General features: G+C 40.3%; 18 protein-coding genes. 8 read left to right on the forward strand and 10 right to left on the reverse strand.

The window, feature by feature from the left end; genetic code table 11:
* Positions 1-29: 29 nt before the first annotated feature.
* Positions 30-710: a 7-cyano-7-deazaguanine synthase QueC gene (gene queC, locus L1272_RS17840; protein WP_268795049.1), complete on the reverse strand. Its 681-nt coding sequence runs from the start codon at positions 708-710 to the stop codon at positions 30-32.
* Between the two features lie 122 nt (positions 711-832).
* On the opposite strand from queC, the gene queE reads away from it, so the two are divergent.
* Positions 833-1,498, forward strand: a complete 666-nt coding sequence (gene queE / locus L1272_RS17845; RefSeq protein ID WP_138619883.1) for a 7-carboxy-7-deazaguanine synthase QueE — start codon at positions 833-835, stop codon at positions 1,496-1,498.
* Positions 1,499-1,697: 199 nt separating this feature from the next.
* Here queE and bcp read toward each other — a convergent pair whose 3' ends face one another.
* Positions 1,698-2,177 (reverse strand): thioredoxin-dependent thiol peroxidase, encoded by a 480-nt coding sequence (gene bcp, locus L1272_RS17850; protein ID WP_138600011.1) that lies wholly within the window; start codon positions 2,175-2,177, stop codon positions 1,698-1,700.
* Between the two features lie 10 nt (positions 2,178-2,187).
* The gene (locus tag L1272_RS17855; protein WP_054553746.1) at positions 2,188-2,721 is read right to left on the reverse strand and encodes a glycine cleavage system protein R; all 534 of its coding nucleotides are present in this window, start codon (positions 2,719-2,721) and stop codon (positions 2,188-2,190) included.
* Positions 2,722-3,089: 368 nt separating this feature from the next.
* Between L1272_RS17855 and bamC the strand changes: the two genes are divergently transcribed.
* Both bamC and L1272_RS17865 read left to right on the forward strand, forming a co-directional pair.
* Positions 3,090-4,151, forward strand: coding sequence for an outer membrane protein assembly factor BamC (gene bamC, locus L1272_RS17860; RefSeq protein ID WP_235373993.1), 1,062 nt, complete (start codon positions 3,090-3,092; stop codon positions 4,149-4,151).
* Positions 4,152-4,222: 71 nt separating this feature from the next.
* On the forward strand, positions 4,223-5,590 hold the full coding sequence (locus L1272_RS17865) for a YjiH family protein (RefSeq protein WP_054553744.1): 1,368 nt from the start codon (positions 4,223-4,225) through the stop codon (positions 5,588-5,590).
* Positions 5,591-5,623: 33 nt separating this feature from the next.
* Here the strand turns inward: L1272_RS17865 and L1272_RS17870 are convergent, their stop codons facing one another.
* On the reverse strand, positions 5,624-5,770 hold the full coding sequence (locus L1272_RS17870) for a DUF2897 family protein (protein WP_082389286.1): 147 nt from the start codon (positions 5,768-5,770) through the stop codon (positions 5,624-5,626).
* Positions 5,771-5,809: 39 nt separating this feature from the next.
* A complete protein-coding gene (locus L1272_RS17875; protein ID WP_054553743.1) occupies positions 5,810-6,346 on the reverse strand; it encodes an acyloxyacyl hydrolase in 537 nt (178 codons plus the stop codon).
* Positions 6,347-6,580: 234 nt separating this feature from the next.
* On the opposite strand from L1272_RS17875, the gene L1272_RS17880 reads away from it, so the two are divergent.
* A complete protein-coding gene (locus tag L1272_RS17880; RefSeq protein ID WP_138600008.1) occupies positions 6,581-7,174 on the forward strand; it encodes an MlaC/ttg2D family ABC transporter substrate-binding protein in 594 nt (197 codons plus the stop codon).
* Positions 7,175-7,474: 300 nt separating this feature from the next.
* Positions 7,475-8,812, forward strand: coding sequence for an ankyrin repeat domain-containing protein (locus L1272_RS17885; RefSeq protein ID WP_209327108.1), 1,338 nt, complete (start codon positions 7,475-7,477; stop codon positions 8,810-8,812).
* 84 nt (positions 8,813-8,896) lie between these two features.
* Here L1272_RS17885 and L1272_RS17890 read toward each other — a convergent pair whose 3' ends face one another.
* From L1272_RS17890 to L1272_RS17910, 5 genes are read right to left on the reverse strand one after another with little or no spacing between them, the layout of a single operon-like run.
* On the reverse strand, positions 8,897-9,352 hold the full coding sequence (locus tag L1272_RS17890; RefSeq protein ID WP_054553740.1) for a DUF2069 domain-containing protein: 456 nt from the start codon (positions 9,350-9,352) through the stop codon (positions 8,897-8,899).
* The gene (gene wrbA, locus L1272_RS17895) at positions 9,349-9,903 is read right to left on the reverse strand and encodes an NAD(P)H:quinone oxidoreductase (RefSeq protein ID WP_054553739.1); all 555 of its coding nucleotides are present in this window, start codon (positions 9,901-9,903) and stop codon (positions 9,349-9,351) included. Before wrbA ends, L1272_RS17890 begins: the two co-directional genes overlap by 4 nt.
* Positions 9,903-10,250 carry an arsenate reductase (glutaredoxin) gene (gene arsC / locus L1272_RS17900; protein ID WP_054553738.1) on the reverse strand — a complete coding sequence of 116 codons (348 nt, stop codon included), beginning with the start codon at positions 10,248-10,250 and terminating at the stop codon, positions 9,903-9,905. The genes wrbA and arsC overlap by 1 nt, the downstream gene beginning before the upstream one ends.
* A 54-nt stretch (positions 10,251-10,304) precedes the next feature.
* Positions 10,305-11,765 carry a M48 family metalloprotease gene (locus L1272_RS17905; protein ID WP_235373994.1) on the reverse strand — a complete coding sequence of 487 codons (1,461 nt, stop codon included), beginning with the start codon at positions 11,763-11,765 and terminating at the stop codon, positions 10,305-10,307.
* Between the two features lies 1 nt (position 11,766).
* The gene (locus L1272_RS17910; RefSeq protein WP_054553736.1) at positions 11,767-12,432 is read right to left on the reverse strand and encodes a hypothetical protein; all 666 of its coding nucleotides are present in this window, start codon (positions 12,430-12,432) and stop codon (positions 11,767-11,769) included.
* 155 nt (positions 12,433-12,587) lie between these two features.
* On the opposite strand from L1272_RS17910, the gene L1272_RS17915 reads away from it, so the two are divergent.
* From L1272_RS17915 to L1272_RS17925, 3 genes are all read left to right on the forward strand, one after another.
* Positions 12,588-12,806, forward strand: coding sequence for a hypothetical protein (locus L1272_RS17915; protein ID WP_054553735.1), 219 nt, complete (start codon positions 12,588-12,590; stop codon positions 12,804-12,806).
* Positions 12,799-13,866 (forward strand): AI-2E family transporter, encoded by a 1,068-nt coding sequence (locus L1272_RS17920; protein WP_235373995.1) that lies wholly within the window; start codon positions 12,799-12,801, stop codon positions 13,864-13,866. Before L1272_RS17915 ends, L1272_RS17920 begins: the two co-directional genes overlap by 8 nt.
* 118 nt (positions 13,867-13,984) lie before the next feature.
* On the forward strand, positions 13,985-16,240 hold the full coding sequence (locus tag L1272_RS17925; protein ID WP_235373996.1) for an aminotransferase class V-fold PLP-dependent enzyme: 2,256 nt from the start codon (positions 13,985-13,987) through the stop codon (positions 16,238-16,240).
* Positions 16,241-16,408: the final 168 nt, after the last annotated feature.

Below are 16,408 nucleotides of genomic sequence, written 5' to 3' on the forward strand. Positions count from 1 at the left end.
AAACTTAACCTGTCCTATTCTAAATAAGATTATTCGTATTCGATAGGGTCAGTAACGTTATTTAAAGCAAAGGCTTCTAAGCGCTCTTGGCAAGCACCACATTTACCACAGGCCTTGTCTCGGCCGTTGTAACAGGTCCACGTTTGGCTGTAGTCAAGACCCATTTTTAAACCGTCTGTCAAAATGTCGATTTTGGTATTGTTTAAGTATGGGCTGAAAATTTCAACAGCGTCGTAGTTGGCAATACGGCAAACATCATCCATTTTTTGTACGAACTCAGGGCGACAGTCTGGATAAATTGCATGATCGCCTGAATGGGCACCGTAATAAACTTTACTAGCTTTTAAAGACACCGCATAACCCACAGCCAGTGAGAGTAAAATCATGTTGCGGTTAGGCACAATTGTGCTCTTCATGCTTTCTTCTTCGTAGTGACCTTCTGGTACTTCGATATCATCAGTTAGTGATGAGCCACCAATTAATTGGTTGATCGCTGAAATATCAACAATCTTGTGAGAAACACCTAACTTTTCACATACTTGAGCAGCTACTTTAAGCTCTTTAACATGACGCTGGCCGTAGTCGAAAGACAGGGCATACACTTCGTGGCCTTGTTGCAGGGCTTTATTTAATACGGTAAATGAGTCCATACCGCCGGAATAAATCACAACTACTTTTTGCGTCATATCTGTTTTGCTCTTACTTTTGATAGAGGTTTACTTCAGGGCGCGATATACTACACGGCTCGGGCCTAAATAACAATTTTTGCGCGTGTTTTTGGTTTTTTTGATGGTATGTATTTTATACCCTTGCGTCGTAAGTGAGATGTCTTTTGTACAAAATTAACGAAGTGTTTGAAACAATTCAAGGTGAAGCGAGTTTTACGGGTACACCTTCAATCTTTTTACGTTTACAAGGCTGCCCAGTGGGTTGTGCTTGGTGTGATACCAAACAAACATGGGACGTTGATAATGTATATAAAGTGTCACTTGATGACACCGTTGAGAAAAAAGCAGACTCAGATCATTGGGCAGAAGCAACTGCGGAGCAAGTGTTAGCGCTATTTAAAGAACGTGGCTACAACGCAAAGCATGTGGTGATCACCGGTGGTGAGCCTTGCATGTACGACCTAAATCCAGTGTGTGAATTATTACACGCAAATGGCTATTCGACTCAAATTGAAACCAGCGGCACATTTGAAATTTTAGTCCCTGAGCAGACATGGGTGACTGTATCCCCAAAAATTAATATGCGTGGTGGCTATAAAGTATTACGTAGTGCAATGCAGCGCGCTGATGAGATTAAACACCCAGTGGCAATGCAAAAGCATGTGGAAGAGCTCGAAGATTTATTCTTAAAAACAGGTGTGAATCCACGTTTAGTGTATCTACAACCAATTAGCCAAAAGATCTCAGCAACTAAACTTGCTATTGAAACCTGTATTGCAAAAAACTGGCGTTTATCGGTTCAAGTACATAAATATTTAGGAATTAGCTAGGGTTTAGCCGTCAGCCGTCAGCCGTCAGCCGTCAGCCGTCAGCCGTCAGCCGTCAGCCGTCAGCCGTCAGATCTGTGATCTGACCCCGATAAAGTAGTGATCTGACCCCGATAAAGTAGACACGGGGTTTAATATTTCCATTTAAAAACAAAAAAGCGTTGCACCATGGCAACGCTTTTATACTATGTTCTTGTAACTATCAATTCTGCGCTAAATAGTCCAACACCACCTGATGATGGTCTTTGGTTTTGAACTTATCAAACACATGTTTGATTTTACCGTCTTGGCCTACAAGGAAGCTAATACGATGAATTCCTTCGTATTCTTTACCCATAAACTTCTTGTAACCCCAAATACCAAAGGCATCAGCAATCGCGTGATCTTCGTCGGCTAATAAATCAAAGTTAAGCTCTTTTTTGGTTTCAAAATTCTTTAAACGCTTGATTGGATCAGGGCTGATACCTACAACACGTGTATTTAATTTAGCTAGCTCAGCTTTTTCATTACGTAAGTTTTCTGCTTGCACAGTGCAACCTGGTGTTGATGCTTTAGGGTAGAAATAAACCAGTACTTGCTGCTCTTTTAAAAGATCAGCGAGTACGATAGTTTCGTCATTTTGATTTTGTAAACTAAAAGCTGGGGCTGTGTCGCCTGCTTGTAATGGATTAATTGTTTTCATGCTTTGCTCCTTAGCGAATGCGTCTGAAAATATAATCTACGTTCAAACTACGAGAAAGATCTTCAAAGCTCACTTTAAAGTTATCAATATCGACTTCAACAGGAATATTAAACTCAAGTTCACAGCGCATTTTAAGCTCGTCATCTTCATCATAAGTGTCCGATTTAAGAGAACAAATGCTGATGTTGTTATCAGCAAAAAAGCGCGTAACTTTACTTAATGTTCCTGGTGTATCAATACCTGTGTATTCGAGGGTGTAACCGGCACAAAATTCACATGCAACATGACTTGCAGTGCGTTTCATCATGGTTAAAAGGCCTAGTTCCATTCCTTTAGTTGGCAAAGTATGTTCAATGCGGCTAATTGCCGACATATCACCTGCTAGTAGCATGATAAAGGTGAACTCGTTGCCCAAAATAGCAATGCGACTGTCAATTATATTGCAATGGCAATCACTCACTAACTGAGTTAATTCGCTGACGATACCGGGTCTATCTTCGCCAATCGCAGTGAGTACTATCTGATGATTTGTAAAAGCAGTCATGGAATTTTAAATACCTAGTAATTAACAATACCAATGGATATAAGCTTGATTAAGCTTTAATTTCACGTGAGTTTAATACCGCACGGCGGCGAAGTTTAACATAATTTGCTTAGTTAACGATAGCGACGATTAATTAAGCCGTGAATAAAGTGCGCTCTTTCTTGTTTTTAGGGGCATCAGAAAGTACCATAGTTAAAATTTTGCAAGGCGATAAGCATTCAAACACGTTACGCTAGCCCAATCTATTCGGGTTTTTTGCATAAAAACAAGAAATGTAAAGTTAAAAGTGATTTTACAGTGAACCAAATCGGTATTACCCACTCATATATTTGTTAAAAGAATTAAGGGTTTGCTAAGGAGAAATATCTGTGCAGTATTGGATCTCAAAGGCGCTTGCTGTAAGCGTAGTGGTAAGTTTAACTGGGTGCGGTGTATTTACCGACGAAGCGCACCACAAACGCAATTATCGTGCTAATCAACCAGTCAAAGCACCTGAAGGTTTAGAGCAACCGGCTCAAGATCCGACATATAAAATGGACGTTGCGCAATACGACAATAACCCTGAAGCGAAAAACTACCGTCCGCCAGCACAGGTTATTACCATTGCTCAAGGTAGTTGGGTAGAAGAGGGTGACAAAGATGCGCGTGTTTATTTTGATAAAAACGACGGTATTGTTGATTTAGACGAGTTTATTTGGGACTCGATCCACGCCGTGTTGAACGAAAAAAATACTTCTGCAATAAACGAAGATAAGCTTTTAGGAAGTGTTGAAACAGATTGGTACACGATTATAAAGCCAGAAGATGGTTGGTTTTGGGAAAGCGAAACCGAAGTATCACAACAACGTTTCTTATTTACTATTGAAGAAAAATCGCACCAACGTACTGCGTCATTAAATGCTAAGTTAGTAGATTATAAAAGCGATAGTCAACCACTTACACCGCTTTTACAGCAACAGTTAGAAGTGCGTGCGTTAAACCAAGTTGTCGCTGAATTTGATTATCGCTATCGTCAACTTGAAGTTGAAATGCGCAAAAAGCAAGGTGTTATCTCGTTAGAGATGGGGTTTGATGACAAAGGGAATGCAGCTTTAGTGACTGAGCAGGACTACTTTGCTGTGTTTGAGCGTTTTTCAGGTTTCTTAGAGCGCTTATCTTTCACTATTGTAGAAATTGACCAAGATCGTGGCTTGATCACGGCTGATTATAAAAAGCCAGAATCAAGTGTATGGGACTCAATTTGGGGTGAAGAGTTAGCTGAGCTGCCAATTGAAGATGGCCAATATCAAATTCTTGTTAGTCGCACTAAAGAAGGTGGCACAAGCTTAACGTGGATGGATTCTGCAGGCACAATTCTTGAGCCAGGAACAATGAATGATCTCCAGCAAGCATTAGAGAATGCACTGCGTCAGCGCGGTATTAATATTTAATAATTATAATAGTTAAAACCACCACAAAAAGAGCTTAGCCGCTCTTTTTGTGGTTTTTACAGGTTGAAAATATGTCTAACTTAAACACAGCCCATCGCAGTGACTTGCGAACCTTGTTTACCTTTTTCGTTCCCTCACTTATAGGTGTCTTCTTGTTTATGACGCCGGTACCCATAGGTGAGGCAATGACCATTCCGATTGCTGTTATGGCAAAAGCTGTGCAGGCGTGGATAGCTCCTTTCGCGCTTGGTTTAATTACGAGCATTGTTTGCATTACCGGTATTTTATCTTTAGTGATAAAGTTGTTTAAACCCCAGCCATTACTTAAGTTCTTTATAATTAAACATTTATTTGATGTTAGTTGGTTGTGGTTGAGTGTTCGTTTATTAGGCATGGTTTTTATCGTTTTGACCTACACAAAACAAGGGCCAGAAATGATTATTTCCGGTAATACCGGTGCACTGGTTTTAAACGACTTGTTGCCAGTGTTGTTTTCTGTGTTTGTTTTAGCGGGCTTACTATTACCGTTATTATTAAACTTCGGCTTGTTAGAGTTAGTCGGTACCTTATTAACTAAAGTGATGCGTCCACTTTTTGGTGTGCCAGGTCGCAGTGCGGTTAACTGTGTAGCATCTTGGTTAGGTGATGGTAGTGTGGGTATTTTGATGACCGCTCGACAGTATGAAGATAAACACTATACACAACGCGAAGCTGCCATTATTGGTACTACTTTCTCTGCAGTATCAATTACCTTTTGTTTAGTTGTTATTGGCCAAGTAAAGCTTGAACACTTGTTTGCACCGTTTTATTTAACAGTGTGTTTGGCGGGTTTTGTTGCGGCATTAATTGTGCCTCGCTTACCACCATTACGCTTCAAAAAAGACCTTTATTTTGATGGCTCAGAGCCTGATAAAGACGCAGAATCAGTGCCTGAAGGTAAAACATTAGTCTCTCATTCACTTGATGTGGCGCTTGCTAAAGCACGCACTGCACCGGGTTTTGCTGGTACAGTGAAAGAAGGTCTACATAACGCCTTTGATATGGTATTCGCTGTGTTACCTGTCGTTATGGCTGTGGGCACATTTGCCTTGGTTATTGCTGAATATACGCCAATTTTTGAATATATGGGCAAGCCGTTTGTGCCATTTTTAGAGCTATTACAAGTACCTGAAGCTGAAGCTGCGGCACAAACAATTATGGTTGGATTTGCTGATATGTTTATTCCGTCAATTCTTGCAGCGGGTAGTATTGAAAGTGATGTAACACGGTTTATTATTGCAGCAATGAGTGTGACGCAATTGATTTATATGTCGGAAGTGGGAGCACTGCTTTTAGGTAGTAAAATTCCGGTTAATATTATCGAATTGTTCTTCATTTTTATTTTAAGAACTTTAGTGACATTACCGGTGATTGTCTTAATGGCACATTGGTTAGTGTAATCTTAGCTAAAGCATTAAATAGAAAAGCCCTGATTATTCATCAGGGCTTTTTTTATCTTCATTATCATCGCTTTTAGGCACTTTGAAGTCCATTTTTGCTGCATGTTTTAGCAACATAAGGTTACCAATTACTACACCAAACACAGCAACAACAATGGCTATAATTTGCCAAGTTTCCATCTTGAAATCCTGCCGATATACACAGCGATATAGTAGCACTTAAAATCGTCTTGCATAAGACAGTGAAATAAAATCAAGGCCAGGGTTAGGGCTCTTGAAACCCGCATTTGAGTAATGTAAATATCTAAGTGCTAAGGTTGAGTCGTCACCTAAATCTGCAACTAGACCCAATCTATCTTCAAACTGATAGTGAGTACTAACGTTTTTGCCTGCAAAACGGGTGTCGTCCAATAGTGAAACGCCAATTCCAAACTCCACATAAACAGGCATGTTTTTCACATTAAACACAGGGTATTGGATCACTGGAGACATAGCTAACACGATATTAGTTTGATGTTTGTTGTCTTTGCCATACTGCCAAATATTAAAACTAGATTCGAAGTACAAGCGGGCGTGTTGCAAGGGCAACTTTTCATTGGGTACATGGTACTGATAGGCCAGCTTTAGACCTTTTACATCACCTTCACCTTGAATGTAATCAATGGCATAACCATGATTTGAAGCTGAATAACTTGGTGCTGCTAAAAGAGCAGCTGCACTCAAAATAAGTGCTTTTAATGGCTTTTTAAATTTCATTTCGGTACTTCTCATTATGTCGATGAGCAAGTAAATAAGGCGGTGTTAGGGGCTTTTCAATGTGCAAAAAAACACAGAAACTGTGCACATTCTCATATTTTTTAGCAATTAGCTGAAAACTATGGAAAAAATCGATTGGTGCTTAATTGGCATTAAAACAATGTCAGATTGTTTCTTTTTTTACGGATTTAATATCGGTATATTAGCGAAAATTTTCGTTTAGAGGTGAACACGATGACCAAACTAGTTAACTCATTTTTGCTAATTGCAGCATTTTTTGCTGCATCTGCTTTTGCCAGTGAAGACCGCTCGCCTAAGCAATTATTAGAATCAGTCACTGCTGATTTATTTGTTGATATCGCAAATGTAAATGCGAAAGGTGATGCAAGCTCAGAAGCAATGGCGAATATTGTTGAAAAACGCTTATTACCACACATGGATATTAAGTTTGTATCGTATAAGCTTTTAGGTAAGCACATTAAAGGTCTGCGCCGTGAACAAGCCGTTGATTTTATTGCTGCGGTTGAGCATTACTTAACAGTGACTTATGCTGGCGCGCTAATGAAATACACAGGCCAAAAAGTAATTTTTGATCAATCACAACTCATCGACGATGGTTATGCAACTGTTAAGACACAAATTGTTGATGACAATGCGCCAGCTATAGATTTGCACTTTAAATTACGCCAAGGCAAAGACAAGCAGTGGAAAGTATACGATATTGTTGCTGAAGGTATCTCACTGTTAAGCGCAAAGCAAAAAGAAGTGCTGCAGCGCATTAGCCAAGTTGGCATTGATGAAGTGACACACGAATTAGCAAGTAAGTAAGTCAGCTAAAAAGCGCGATTACCTTCACCTCATCGGGCTTTTTAGTTACTTTCAGTCTCCAACCAAGCAGTGAGTACCGTCCATGTGCCGCTGCTTTTCTATTTTCTTTAAAAATCACCTACTTTGCGCTAGCACCTGTAACCCTCTGTGGTAGAATCATACTACTTTTCTTGTTTACCAAAGTATCTATCAGATACTGTGTTATTGGTCGCAATATTAAGCAAACTGTCAGTTAAATTTTGCTATAACTAATTGCTTAATAAGACATCGAATAATGTGCAGCGGAGTTGTGTTTTTTTAATGGAAAATGTACTGATTTGGCCAAAGGAATACCCGTTACTGATCAAAGGATTAGCTGAGCAAAACGGGGCTTATATTTTAGACGCTTTAGAAGCTTGGCCGGCATGTCGTTCTACTAATGAAGATGACGGTGTGTGTACGACGGTTCTTCCGCCTATTTATTACCTTACTTGGTTGACTCCTCTTGAACCGTTTGAAGAGTGTTATTTCCAACACATCTCTGAATTTGATGAAGCTGCGCTGCATTATATTAATGCTATGAAAGCGCACTTTTTAGAAAACGACTACACCCCTGAGAGTCTTGTTTTAATGTTATGCCAGCGCTTAGAGAAATACGCTAGCGCATTTGCTCAATCGGCTGTTAAAACACCTATAACTTTGATTCACCAGTTATTTAATCGTCGCTATTTTACTGTGATAGAACATGTGCTTAATCACGGTGCAAAAATGTCTGCGGACGATGTATTAGAGCTGTGGACCGAAGTTGACTTTAGAGAGCGTTTTAGTGGTTTTATCCCTGATTCAGTGGCTGATCTTGAATCATTAACGGCGCTTGCAGCTGAAAAAGTTGCTCACGGTGAAGATTACTTCACCTTACTAAAACTTGTATCACCTGATGTTGACTCAGCATCGTTACTTGAACAAGCTTTACTTGCCCACTTGAGCCACGAAAATGCAAAACAAACCATGGCAAAGCGTTTTATTGAGCAAGGCGCAACAGGTGCATTAGCTGACGAAAACGGTAAAACAGCCTTTATGTGGGCAACCGAAAAAGGCTATGTGAATGTGGTTGAGACAATACTTGAACATCAAGATAAAAAAGCCCAAGACAATAAAGGGAATACTGCATTACATTACGCTGTATTAGCCGAGAATGGACCTTTACTGGTGTTGCTTTTAAAAGCGGGCTATGACTTTAGGGTTCGTAACAAAGACGGTCTAAGCTGCTACAGACTTGCAGTTAGCATTAAAGCAGATAACTTAGTTAAATGCCTTGAGCATGACTTTGGTATTAAAGAGCTTTCGCCAGAAGGGCAGTTTGATCGCGTTAAAAAAGTGCACTTACTCCACGCGATTGTAACTGTGTTACTACCTGTGCAGTTGTTCTTCTTTTTTGACGATAGCATTGCTATTAAAAGTGAGTTAACGCTGGGCTTTACATTAGTTTCTATCTTATGCTTTTTCTTTGCTACAAGTTTAAAACGCTGTGCGCTGTACCCGCATATTCGTCATCCATGGGGGCTGTTTATTTTAAGACTGTTTTCACTATTTAGCTTAATTGGCCAAGTGGGTCTGGCAAGTATTGTCGCGCTAGCCACCTTAGCAGAGTTGGTGTGAACGCATAAAAACTAAATAAAGTGACATAAAAAAACGGCAACCTTGGTTGCCGTTTTTTGTTTTACTTAAGCTAAACGAAAGTGCTTATTTATCGTGCTCATGTGCCGCTTTTTCTTCGGCCAGCTCTTCTTTTAATTTACGTATCTTAAGGCCAAGCTCTTGCCCGCGATGGCGAGCATAATAAGTGCAACCAATAAACATCAGACTGGCAAAGATTAACTCAAGTAATACCCAAATCAGCTGTTCTTGTGCGACCCATAGTAATGTAAAACCATGGATAAAATAGAACATCACGATAAAGTTTGCCCACGCGTAGGTATAAGGCTTATCTTGAATAATCCCTTTTAGTGGTAATAGAAGAGGGAGTATATAAACAACAAAGATAAAGCCGTTACTGTGGCCTTCTCTTGGGGCAATTAAAAACAACCAAACTGGCATTAAAATTAATAAGCCGATATAACCAATCAGTGCAAAACGTTGGAATCGTTTAGTAATTGGCTTTTTGGCAACAGGCTGATTTAGCTTTGGTTCCAAGCTCATTGTAATTTACTCGTAATCAGTGCCAAGCGTTTTCCAACACTTTGGCAAATTTTAATTTCGTCTTTACTTAACACATTGCTGTTATTGCTACCGGCCACATGAGTCGCACCGTATGGCGTACCGCCAGTTTCAGTTGCTAATAACTCAGGTACCTCATAAGGCACGCCAAGCAACATCATGCCGTGATGTAACAAGGGCAGTGATAGATTCAACAAGGTAGCTTCGTTACCACCGTGCATACTGCTCGATGACGAAAATACACAAGCAGGTTTATCTATTAGCTGACCTTTAAGCCATAGATCACTGGTGGTTTCCCAAAAGCTCTTTGCTTGTGAGGCCATCATGCCAAATCGAGTAGGGGTGCCAAAGGCCAAGCCATCACAATTAATTAGATCATCTTTGCTGATCACAATATCGTGTGGCTGACGCTTTACAAACGTGCGCAATAAAGCAGTTGCTCCTTGTTGCTCAATCGACTCGGCTATCTCATGTGCCATTGCTTCTACAGAGCCATGGCTTGAGTGGTATAGCACAACAATGTTTGTAGTCATTAAAGTACGCTTAATACGTTTTCTGGTGGACGACCTAGAGCAGCTTTGCCGTTATTTTCAACAATTGGGCGCTCGATTAGCTTTGGATTGGCAGCCATTGCAGCAATTAATTTGTCTTCGTTTTGCTCGTTTTTAAGCTCAAGCTCTTTGTAGATGTCTTCTTTAGTACGCATTAATTCACGCGCTGAAGTAAAGCCCAATTGGCTAATTAAGGTCGCAATTTGCTGCTCATTAAGTGGTGTTTTTAGGTATTCAACAACACTTGGTTGTACGTTATTGTTTTCTAATAGGGCAAGTGTTTCACGCGATTTTGAACAACGTGGATTATGATAAATAGTCACAGACATGGTGTGTTCTCACATTTAATAATTTGGCTTATTTTAGGGCAAGCGCTGCGAGACTTAAAGTCTCGCAAGCTCTTTTTGTAATTGACGGTATTGCGTGAGTAGGGCTTTTAAACGTTGTTGTTTAACTAATTCTTCAGGCTCAACAAAGTTTAGTGCTTTTTGAATTTCATCAGCTGCCTTTAAATAAGCACCATACTGGGCCAGTACATTGGCATGCGCTTCATGATAAGAAGCCATATTCTCTTGCTTTTTGTAGACATCAGCAATCAGCTCTTTGGCAAGGTTGTTCTCAGGTTTTGCTAACAAGTAAGATTTTAAAATACGTTCAGCAAGGTCAAATTGTTTTGCTTCCATCGCAGCATTTGCATAGTTTAAGGCAATTACCTGATTGTTAGGTCTATCGATATCTAACTTAGCTAAAAATTCCACCGCTTCATTCGCTTTACCTTGCGCAATGAGTAAGTCGGTGTGTGTGTCTATATAAAATAAGTTCTTTGGATCTTGCTCTAGTAATGGGTTCAAAATGCTGGCTGCTTCATCAAGCTTTTTTTGATCCAACAAGCTAATACCCAAACCATATTTAAGTGCAGTGTCGTTATGAACGGTATTTTCACGCATTAATTTACGAAACAAATCTTCAGCTGCTTTGGCTTTTTGATGATAACGAGCAATAACACGGCTCTTAGCTAAGTTAAACTCTAGGCTATCGGAGTAGTGCCTTTTTGGATACTGCTCGGCACGTAAGCGCACATCAGAGACACGGCTTTCTGGCAATGGGTGAGTCAGCAAAAATGCGGGCGGCTTATATTTGTAGCGAATTTGTGCAGCAAGTTTAGTTAAAAATTTACTCGATTGGCGAGGATCAAACCCAGCATTATTTAAGGTCTGCATGCCAATTCGGTCTGCCTCTTGTTCAGCAGCACGACTATGAGTTAATTGACTAAACGCCGCTTGTGTCTGGTTTGCTGAGATAATTGCAATACCAGCATCAGGTGCAACAACGGTAGCTAAAATACCAGCAATCATACCAGCGATGGTTAACGCGCTGTTATCTTGCTGTTGTTGAATACGACGCGCTAAATGGCGCTGTGTTACGTGGGCAATTTCGTGCCCAAGTACTGAGGCAAATTGACTTTCGTTATCGGCTTGTGCCATGAGCCCTGTATGCACACCTACATGACCACCATAGAACGCAAAAGCGTTGATTTCAGGGTTATTAACCCAGAAAAAAGAAAATGGAAAACGAACATCGTTGGCGTTTGCGACTAAACGGCGGCCCAAGGTGGTCAGATACTCATCAAGAACAGGGTCATTGACAACGGGTGATGAGCCACGAATTTGCATCATCATCACTTCACCGATTGCTTGTTCTTTTTCAATCGGTAAGGCTTGTAATGCCGAGGTCCCTAAATCGGGCAGCTTAAAGTTAGTTTGTGCCTTCAACGGCTCACTGTGCAATATCGAAAATGTCAGTAATGCACTACACAGTGTAATAAAGGCTAATTTTAGTCGCATCTTATTCCTTGTTGATTTGCTCACCTAACATGACTTTTGCTAAATCTATTTCGTCGCTGCATGCTCGGCTGTCTTTTTCGCACAATTGATAGAAATCTTTTATTGTGACTCCATCTAGCTTAACAACGTTCAACTCCCGTTGTAAAAAAGTTATGATTTTATGCGCTACTTTATGAGCATGCAGAATTAAGGCTTTGTCAGCTTTGTCACCTCTTTCAAAGTAAAAAGCGATGAATTTATGAAGCTGGTTAAAACGAATAAGGTTTTTCATGGTGTGCGGATCCCACACCTTAAATTCCATAAAGCGGTTGTCTTTGATGTATTGGTCTACCGTCACATCTTTTGCATAAGGGTAGGCCCATAATTCGAAACCTCGGTCCGTAAAGCTTTGATGCAAAGCAATGCGCGGTTTTTGCTCACAGACAATTTCGCCCATGTCGGTTTCATGGCCACCTAATAAATCAAGGTTCCAGTTGCGTGGGTCAATTAATTGTTTAACGGCATTATCAAAACCGTGGTCTAAAATCCCTTCAGATTCGCTAACCGATGATGCGACCATATGATAAAAAGGCGGCAGCTCGCCCCAGTTTATTTGTTTTTTATACCAGTTTATCTCTTTAAGAGTTGGATTCGCAGGTAATTGCGCTTTATTATGCGAGCCAGGCATCAGGTTTCCTTTACTACCAGTTATTGAATAAGGATAAACTATTGTTTTGCGTGTTTTAAGAAAAAAATGAGTTGTTTCTCATTATAAAGACTTATTTTAGCAAGGTGCCTACATCTTATACTTATTATTCATATTAATAACGCAGTTGATTCGCTATGTTAACGGTTGATTTAAGGGACTATAAGTGCCCTCAACAATTTATTCAGTTTAAATTAGGGTTGAATAAGGCAGTATCGGCTCAACAAGCCGTGACTTTTACATTTAATGCTGCTGAGGCAACGGACGATATGCAGCGATTTTTAGAAAAACATCATTACCATTTTAAAATTGACCTAGAATTAGGTGTGCTAACAGTGGAGCCCATTCGTGTTTGAGTATGTAAAAGCCTGGTACGAAAATAAATTTTCTGATCCCCATTCAGTAACCTTGTTGTTATTGCTTATTGCAACCTTTGCATTTTTCTACTTTTTTGGTTCGTTAATCGTTCCAGTTTTAGTTGCCTTGGTGATTGCCTATTTACTAGATTGGCCTGTTGCTCACTTAGAAAAGCTGGGTTTGAAACGGTTTACCGCAACAGTTCTAGTTATGCTGGTATTCAGTGGTTTGATGATTATGATTATTGTCGGCATGGGGCCTGTGCTTTGGCAGCAAACCAGCAATCTAGTTCAAGAAACGCCTTATATGATCGAAAAAGGTAAAGCACTGCTGTTACATCTTCCTGAAGATTACCCAAGTTTGATTACTGAAGATCAGGTTAAATCAATTGTTACCAGTGTTGAGACCAAAGCTATTGAGTTTGGTCAGTTGGTGCTATCGGTGTCATTAACTTCGATAAAAGACGTTGCAGCTTGGCTGATTTATCTTATTTTAGTGCCGCTCTTAGTATTCTTTATGCTTAAAGATAAATTAGAGCTCACGCAAAGTGCTGAGCGTTTATTGCCTAAGCAACGTCGCTTGATCATTCAAGTTTGGCAAGAAATGAATCAACAAATCATGAATTATATTCGCGGTAAGGTATTTGAAATTTTAATTGTTGGTACTGCATCTTTTATCGCTTTTGCAGTGCTTGATCTTCGCTATGCGGCTTTACTTGGCGTGTTGGTTGGCTTATCGGTGCTTATTCCATTTGTTGGGGCGGCATTGGTGACCATTCCTGTCGCTGCGGTGGCGTTATTCCAATTTGGTTTAGAAACACAATTTTGGACCATATTAATTATCTATGGCGTGATCCAAGCACTTGATGGCAATGTGTTAGTGCCGTTATTGTTCTCTGAAGCGGTAGATTTAAACCCTGTGTTTATCATCGTTGCGGTATTGTTTTTTGGTGGTTTATGGGGCTTCTGGGGCGTGTTCTTCGCAATACCGCTGGCTTCTTTAGTAAAAGCGCTTATAAATGCCTGGTCTTCTAAGCAGGTTGAGCTAATAGAAGGTTAGCTTAGTCTTAAAAAGTATAGAAAACGCACTTTACTGACTAATTGATTATTATAATTTAGCCGTGAAAAATGTAAAATAGGTTATAAGATATATCTTTTAGTAATATGGTGCGTTTTACATGGCAAATTTTTACCTTCCTGACGATGCTAATCAGCAAATTTATTTAGATGCGAATGCAACGACTCCTGTACTTCCTGAAATTGCCGATGTGGTTTCGCACACGATGCGAGTGTGTTTTGGTAATCCATCAAGCTCTCATATTACGGGTATTCAAGCAAAACACTTATTAGAACAAACGCGTAACAAAGCACGTGAAGTCATTGGCGCTACCGACGGCGATATTTTATTTACCTCGGGTGCAACAGAAGGTATTCAGACGGCGGTTGTTTCAACACTTATTACTGCAAAAAATCATCATATCGAGAATCCGGTATTACTTTATGGGGCAACAGAGCATAAAGCGGTGCCAAATACCCTAAAACATTGGAACAGCGTACTTGATATCAACGCGCAGGTATTAGCTATTCCAGTAGATAAAAACGGTATTTTAGATCACGAGTTTATTCGTACACATGCTGCGAATGCACTGATGATTTGTACTATGGCAGTAAACAACGAAACCGGTGTTTTCCAAGACTTAACCACTATTGAGCAAGTTATTCGTAGTGAAAACAATAATGTGGCTTGGATGGTTGACTGTGTACAAGCATTAGGCAAAACCAACTTGGCGCTAAGCCAAACAACCATTGATTACGCCCCATTCTCTGGTCATAAATTGTATGCGCCTAAAGGCATTGGTGTACTTTATATCCGTAAAGGCAGTGCATATACGCCATTTATTGCTGGTGGCGGCCAAGAAAGTGGTATGCGATCTGGTACCGAAAATTTACCGGGCATTGCCGGTTTGAATAAGTTGTTCTCGTTATTGCTTGATAAACAAAACCAGACTTTTAAGCCAATTGAGCAGCTACATGCTTTTCGCGAGCAATTATTAGCTGCATTAACAGACACCTTTGGTAGCATCACGTTCAATCACAGTTTTGAGCATTCGGTGCCAACAACGTTGAACTTTGCGGTGAACGAATTAACCAGTAAAGAAGTGATGGACTTATTTGATGCTGCGGGTATCCGTGTAAGTGGCGGCTCGGCATGCAGCTCAGGTGCAAATCGTAGTTTTGTTTTAGACGCGATGGGAGCCAGTGATTGGCAAAGTGAAAACGCGATACGTATGTCGTTTGGCCCAGCTGTTAACCAACAAGAGATTGATTTTGCTTGCGATAAAATCCGTTCTTTAAAGCCGATTCTAGAAGCAAACTGCTTAGTGGTATCTGATAGTACATCGCCGCAACACGAAGTTTGTGCGATTGGCTTAACACAACTTCGCCATCAAGCAGCGTGCTGCTGGCTTTATGTCGACAGTGATAAAAGCGCTGTGGTGATTGATCCTATCATTGAGCTTATTCCACGTATGGCGAAAATTGTCGCGACACAAGGTTTAACAGTAAAAGCGATTATCGATACCCATAACCACCAAGAACGTTTATCGGCCCGTTGTTTATTATCAAAAGAGCTCGCAGAACGTTATGTTGCTAATGAGATAGATGAACTTGGCTGGCCTAAAGATTCAGCAACCATCGAATTAAGCGATGCATGCTTAACTAAAGTAGCGACACCGGGTCATAGTGACGATAGTGTTAGCTATTTATTGTCAGATACACAAAGCGGTGATATTAGCTATTGCTTCTGTGGTGATTTAATCTTACCAGGCGGCTTAGGTAACACAGCAATTAGCGGTGGCGATGCTGCGAAAATGGCTCAGTCATTAAAACAGCTTGCTATGGCAGTGCAAGATTCTACGGTAATTTGTTCAGGGCATGATTATCAGCAATGTTTTGCTATGGATTGGCATGCACAAAAGGCAACGACACCGTTATTAGCAAAACTATTAAGTGAGCTAGTATCAGATGATGAGTTTGTTGAATTAAAGCAACAAGCTGATGAGCAAAAGCATACTGTAAGTCATTCTCTATGTGGCTATGTTGAAACACTTGAAAGTGCGCCGATGAAACAGCTAGTCGCAACCGATGCGAAATCAATGTTAGATGATAAAGCCACTCACTTAATTGATACTCGCGAACCGTATGAGCATGGTGCGAATAATTTGGCAGAGTTATTCACTGTTGCTGAGAGCAAAGTGATTAACATTCCACTCAGTCGCATGGCAAACGCCATCGTGCAAGGGCAGCTTAAGAAAGACCATAGCTACATTTTGGTTTGCCGAAGTGGTAATCGTTCAAAACAAGCGGCTAACAATTTGTCGCAGTTAGGGTTTGAAAATGTTTATAACTTAAATGGTGGTTTAGCATTGCTTTAACAAGCAATACCAATTCGCTTAATTAAAAAAAGCCGCTATAGAGCGTAATGCCAGTCAGTTAAGAGCTGACTGGCATTTTCTTTTATAGGGATATTTATTAGGTTTCCTTCTTACCACCCTTGGATAATGCCTGTCTGGTAGCCTATCGGGTAAGATAAACAACCTAAG

This window comes from Pseudoalteromonas sp. PAST1 (assembly GCF_021532515.1).
Classification (GTDB): Bacteria; Pseudomonadota; Gammaproteobacteria; order Enterobacterales; family Alteromonadaceae; genus Pseudoalteromonas; species Pseudoalteromonas simplex.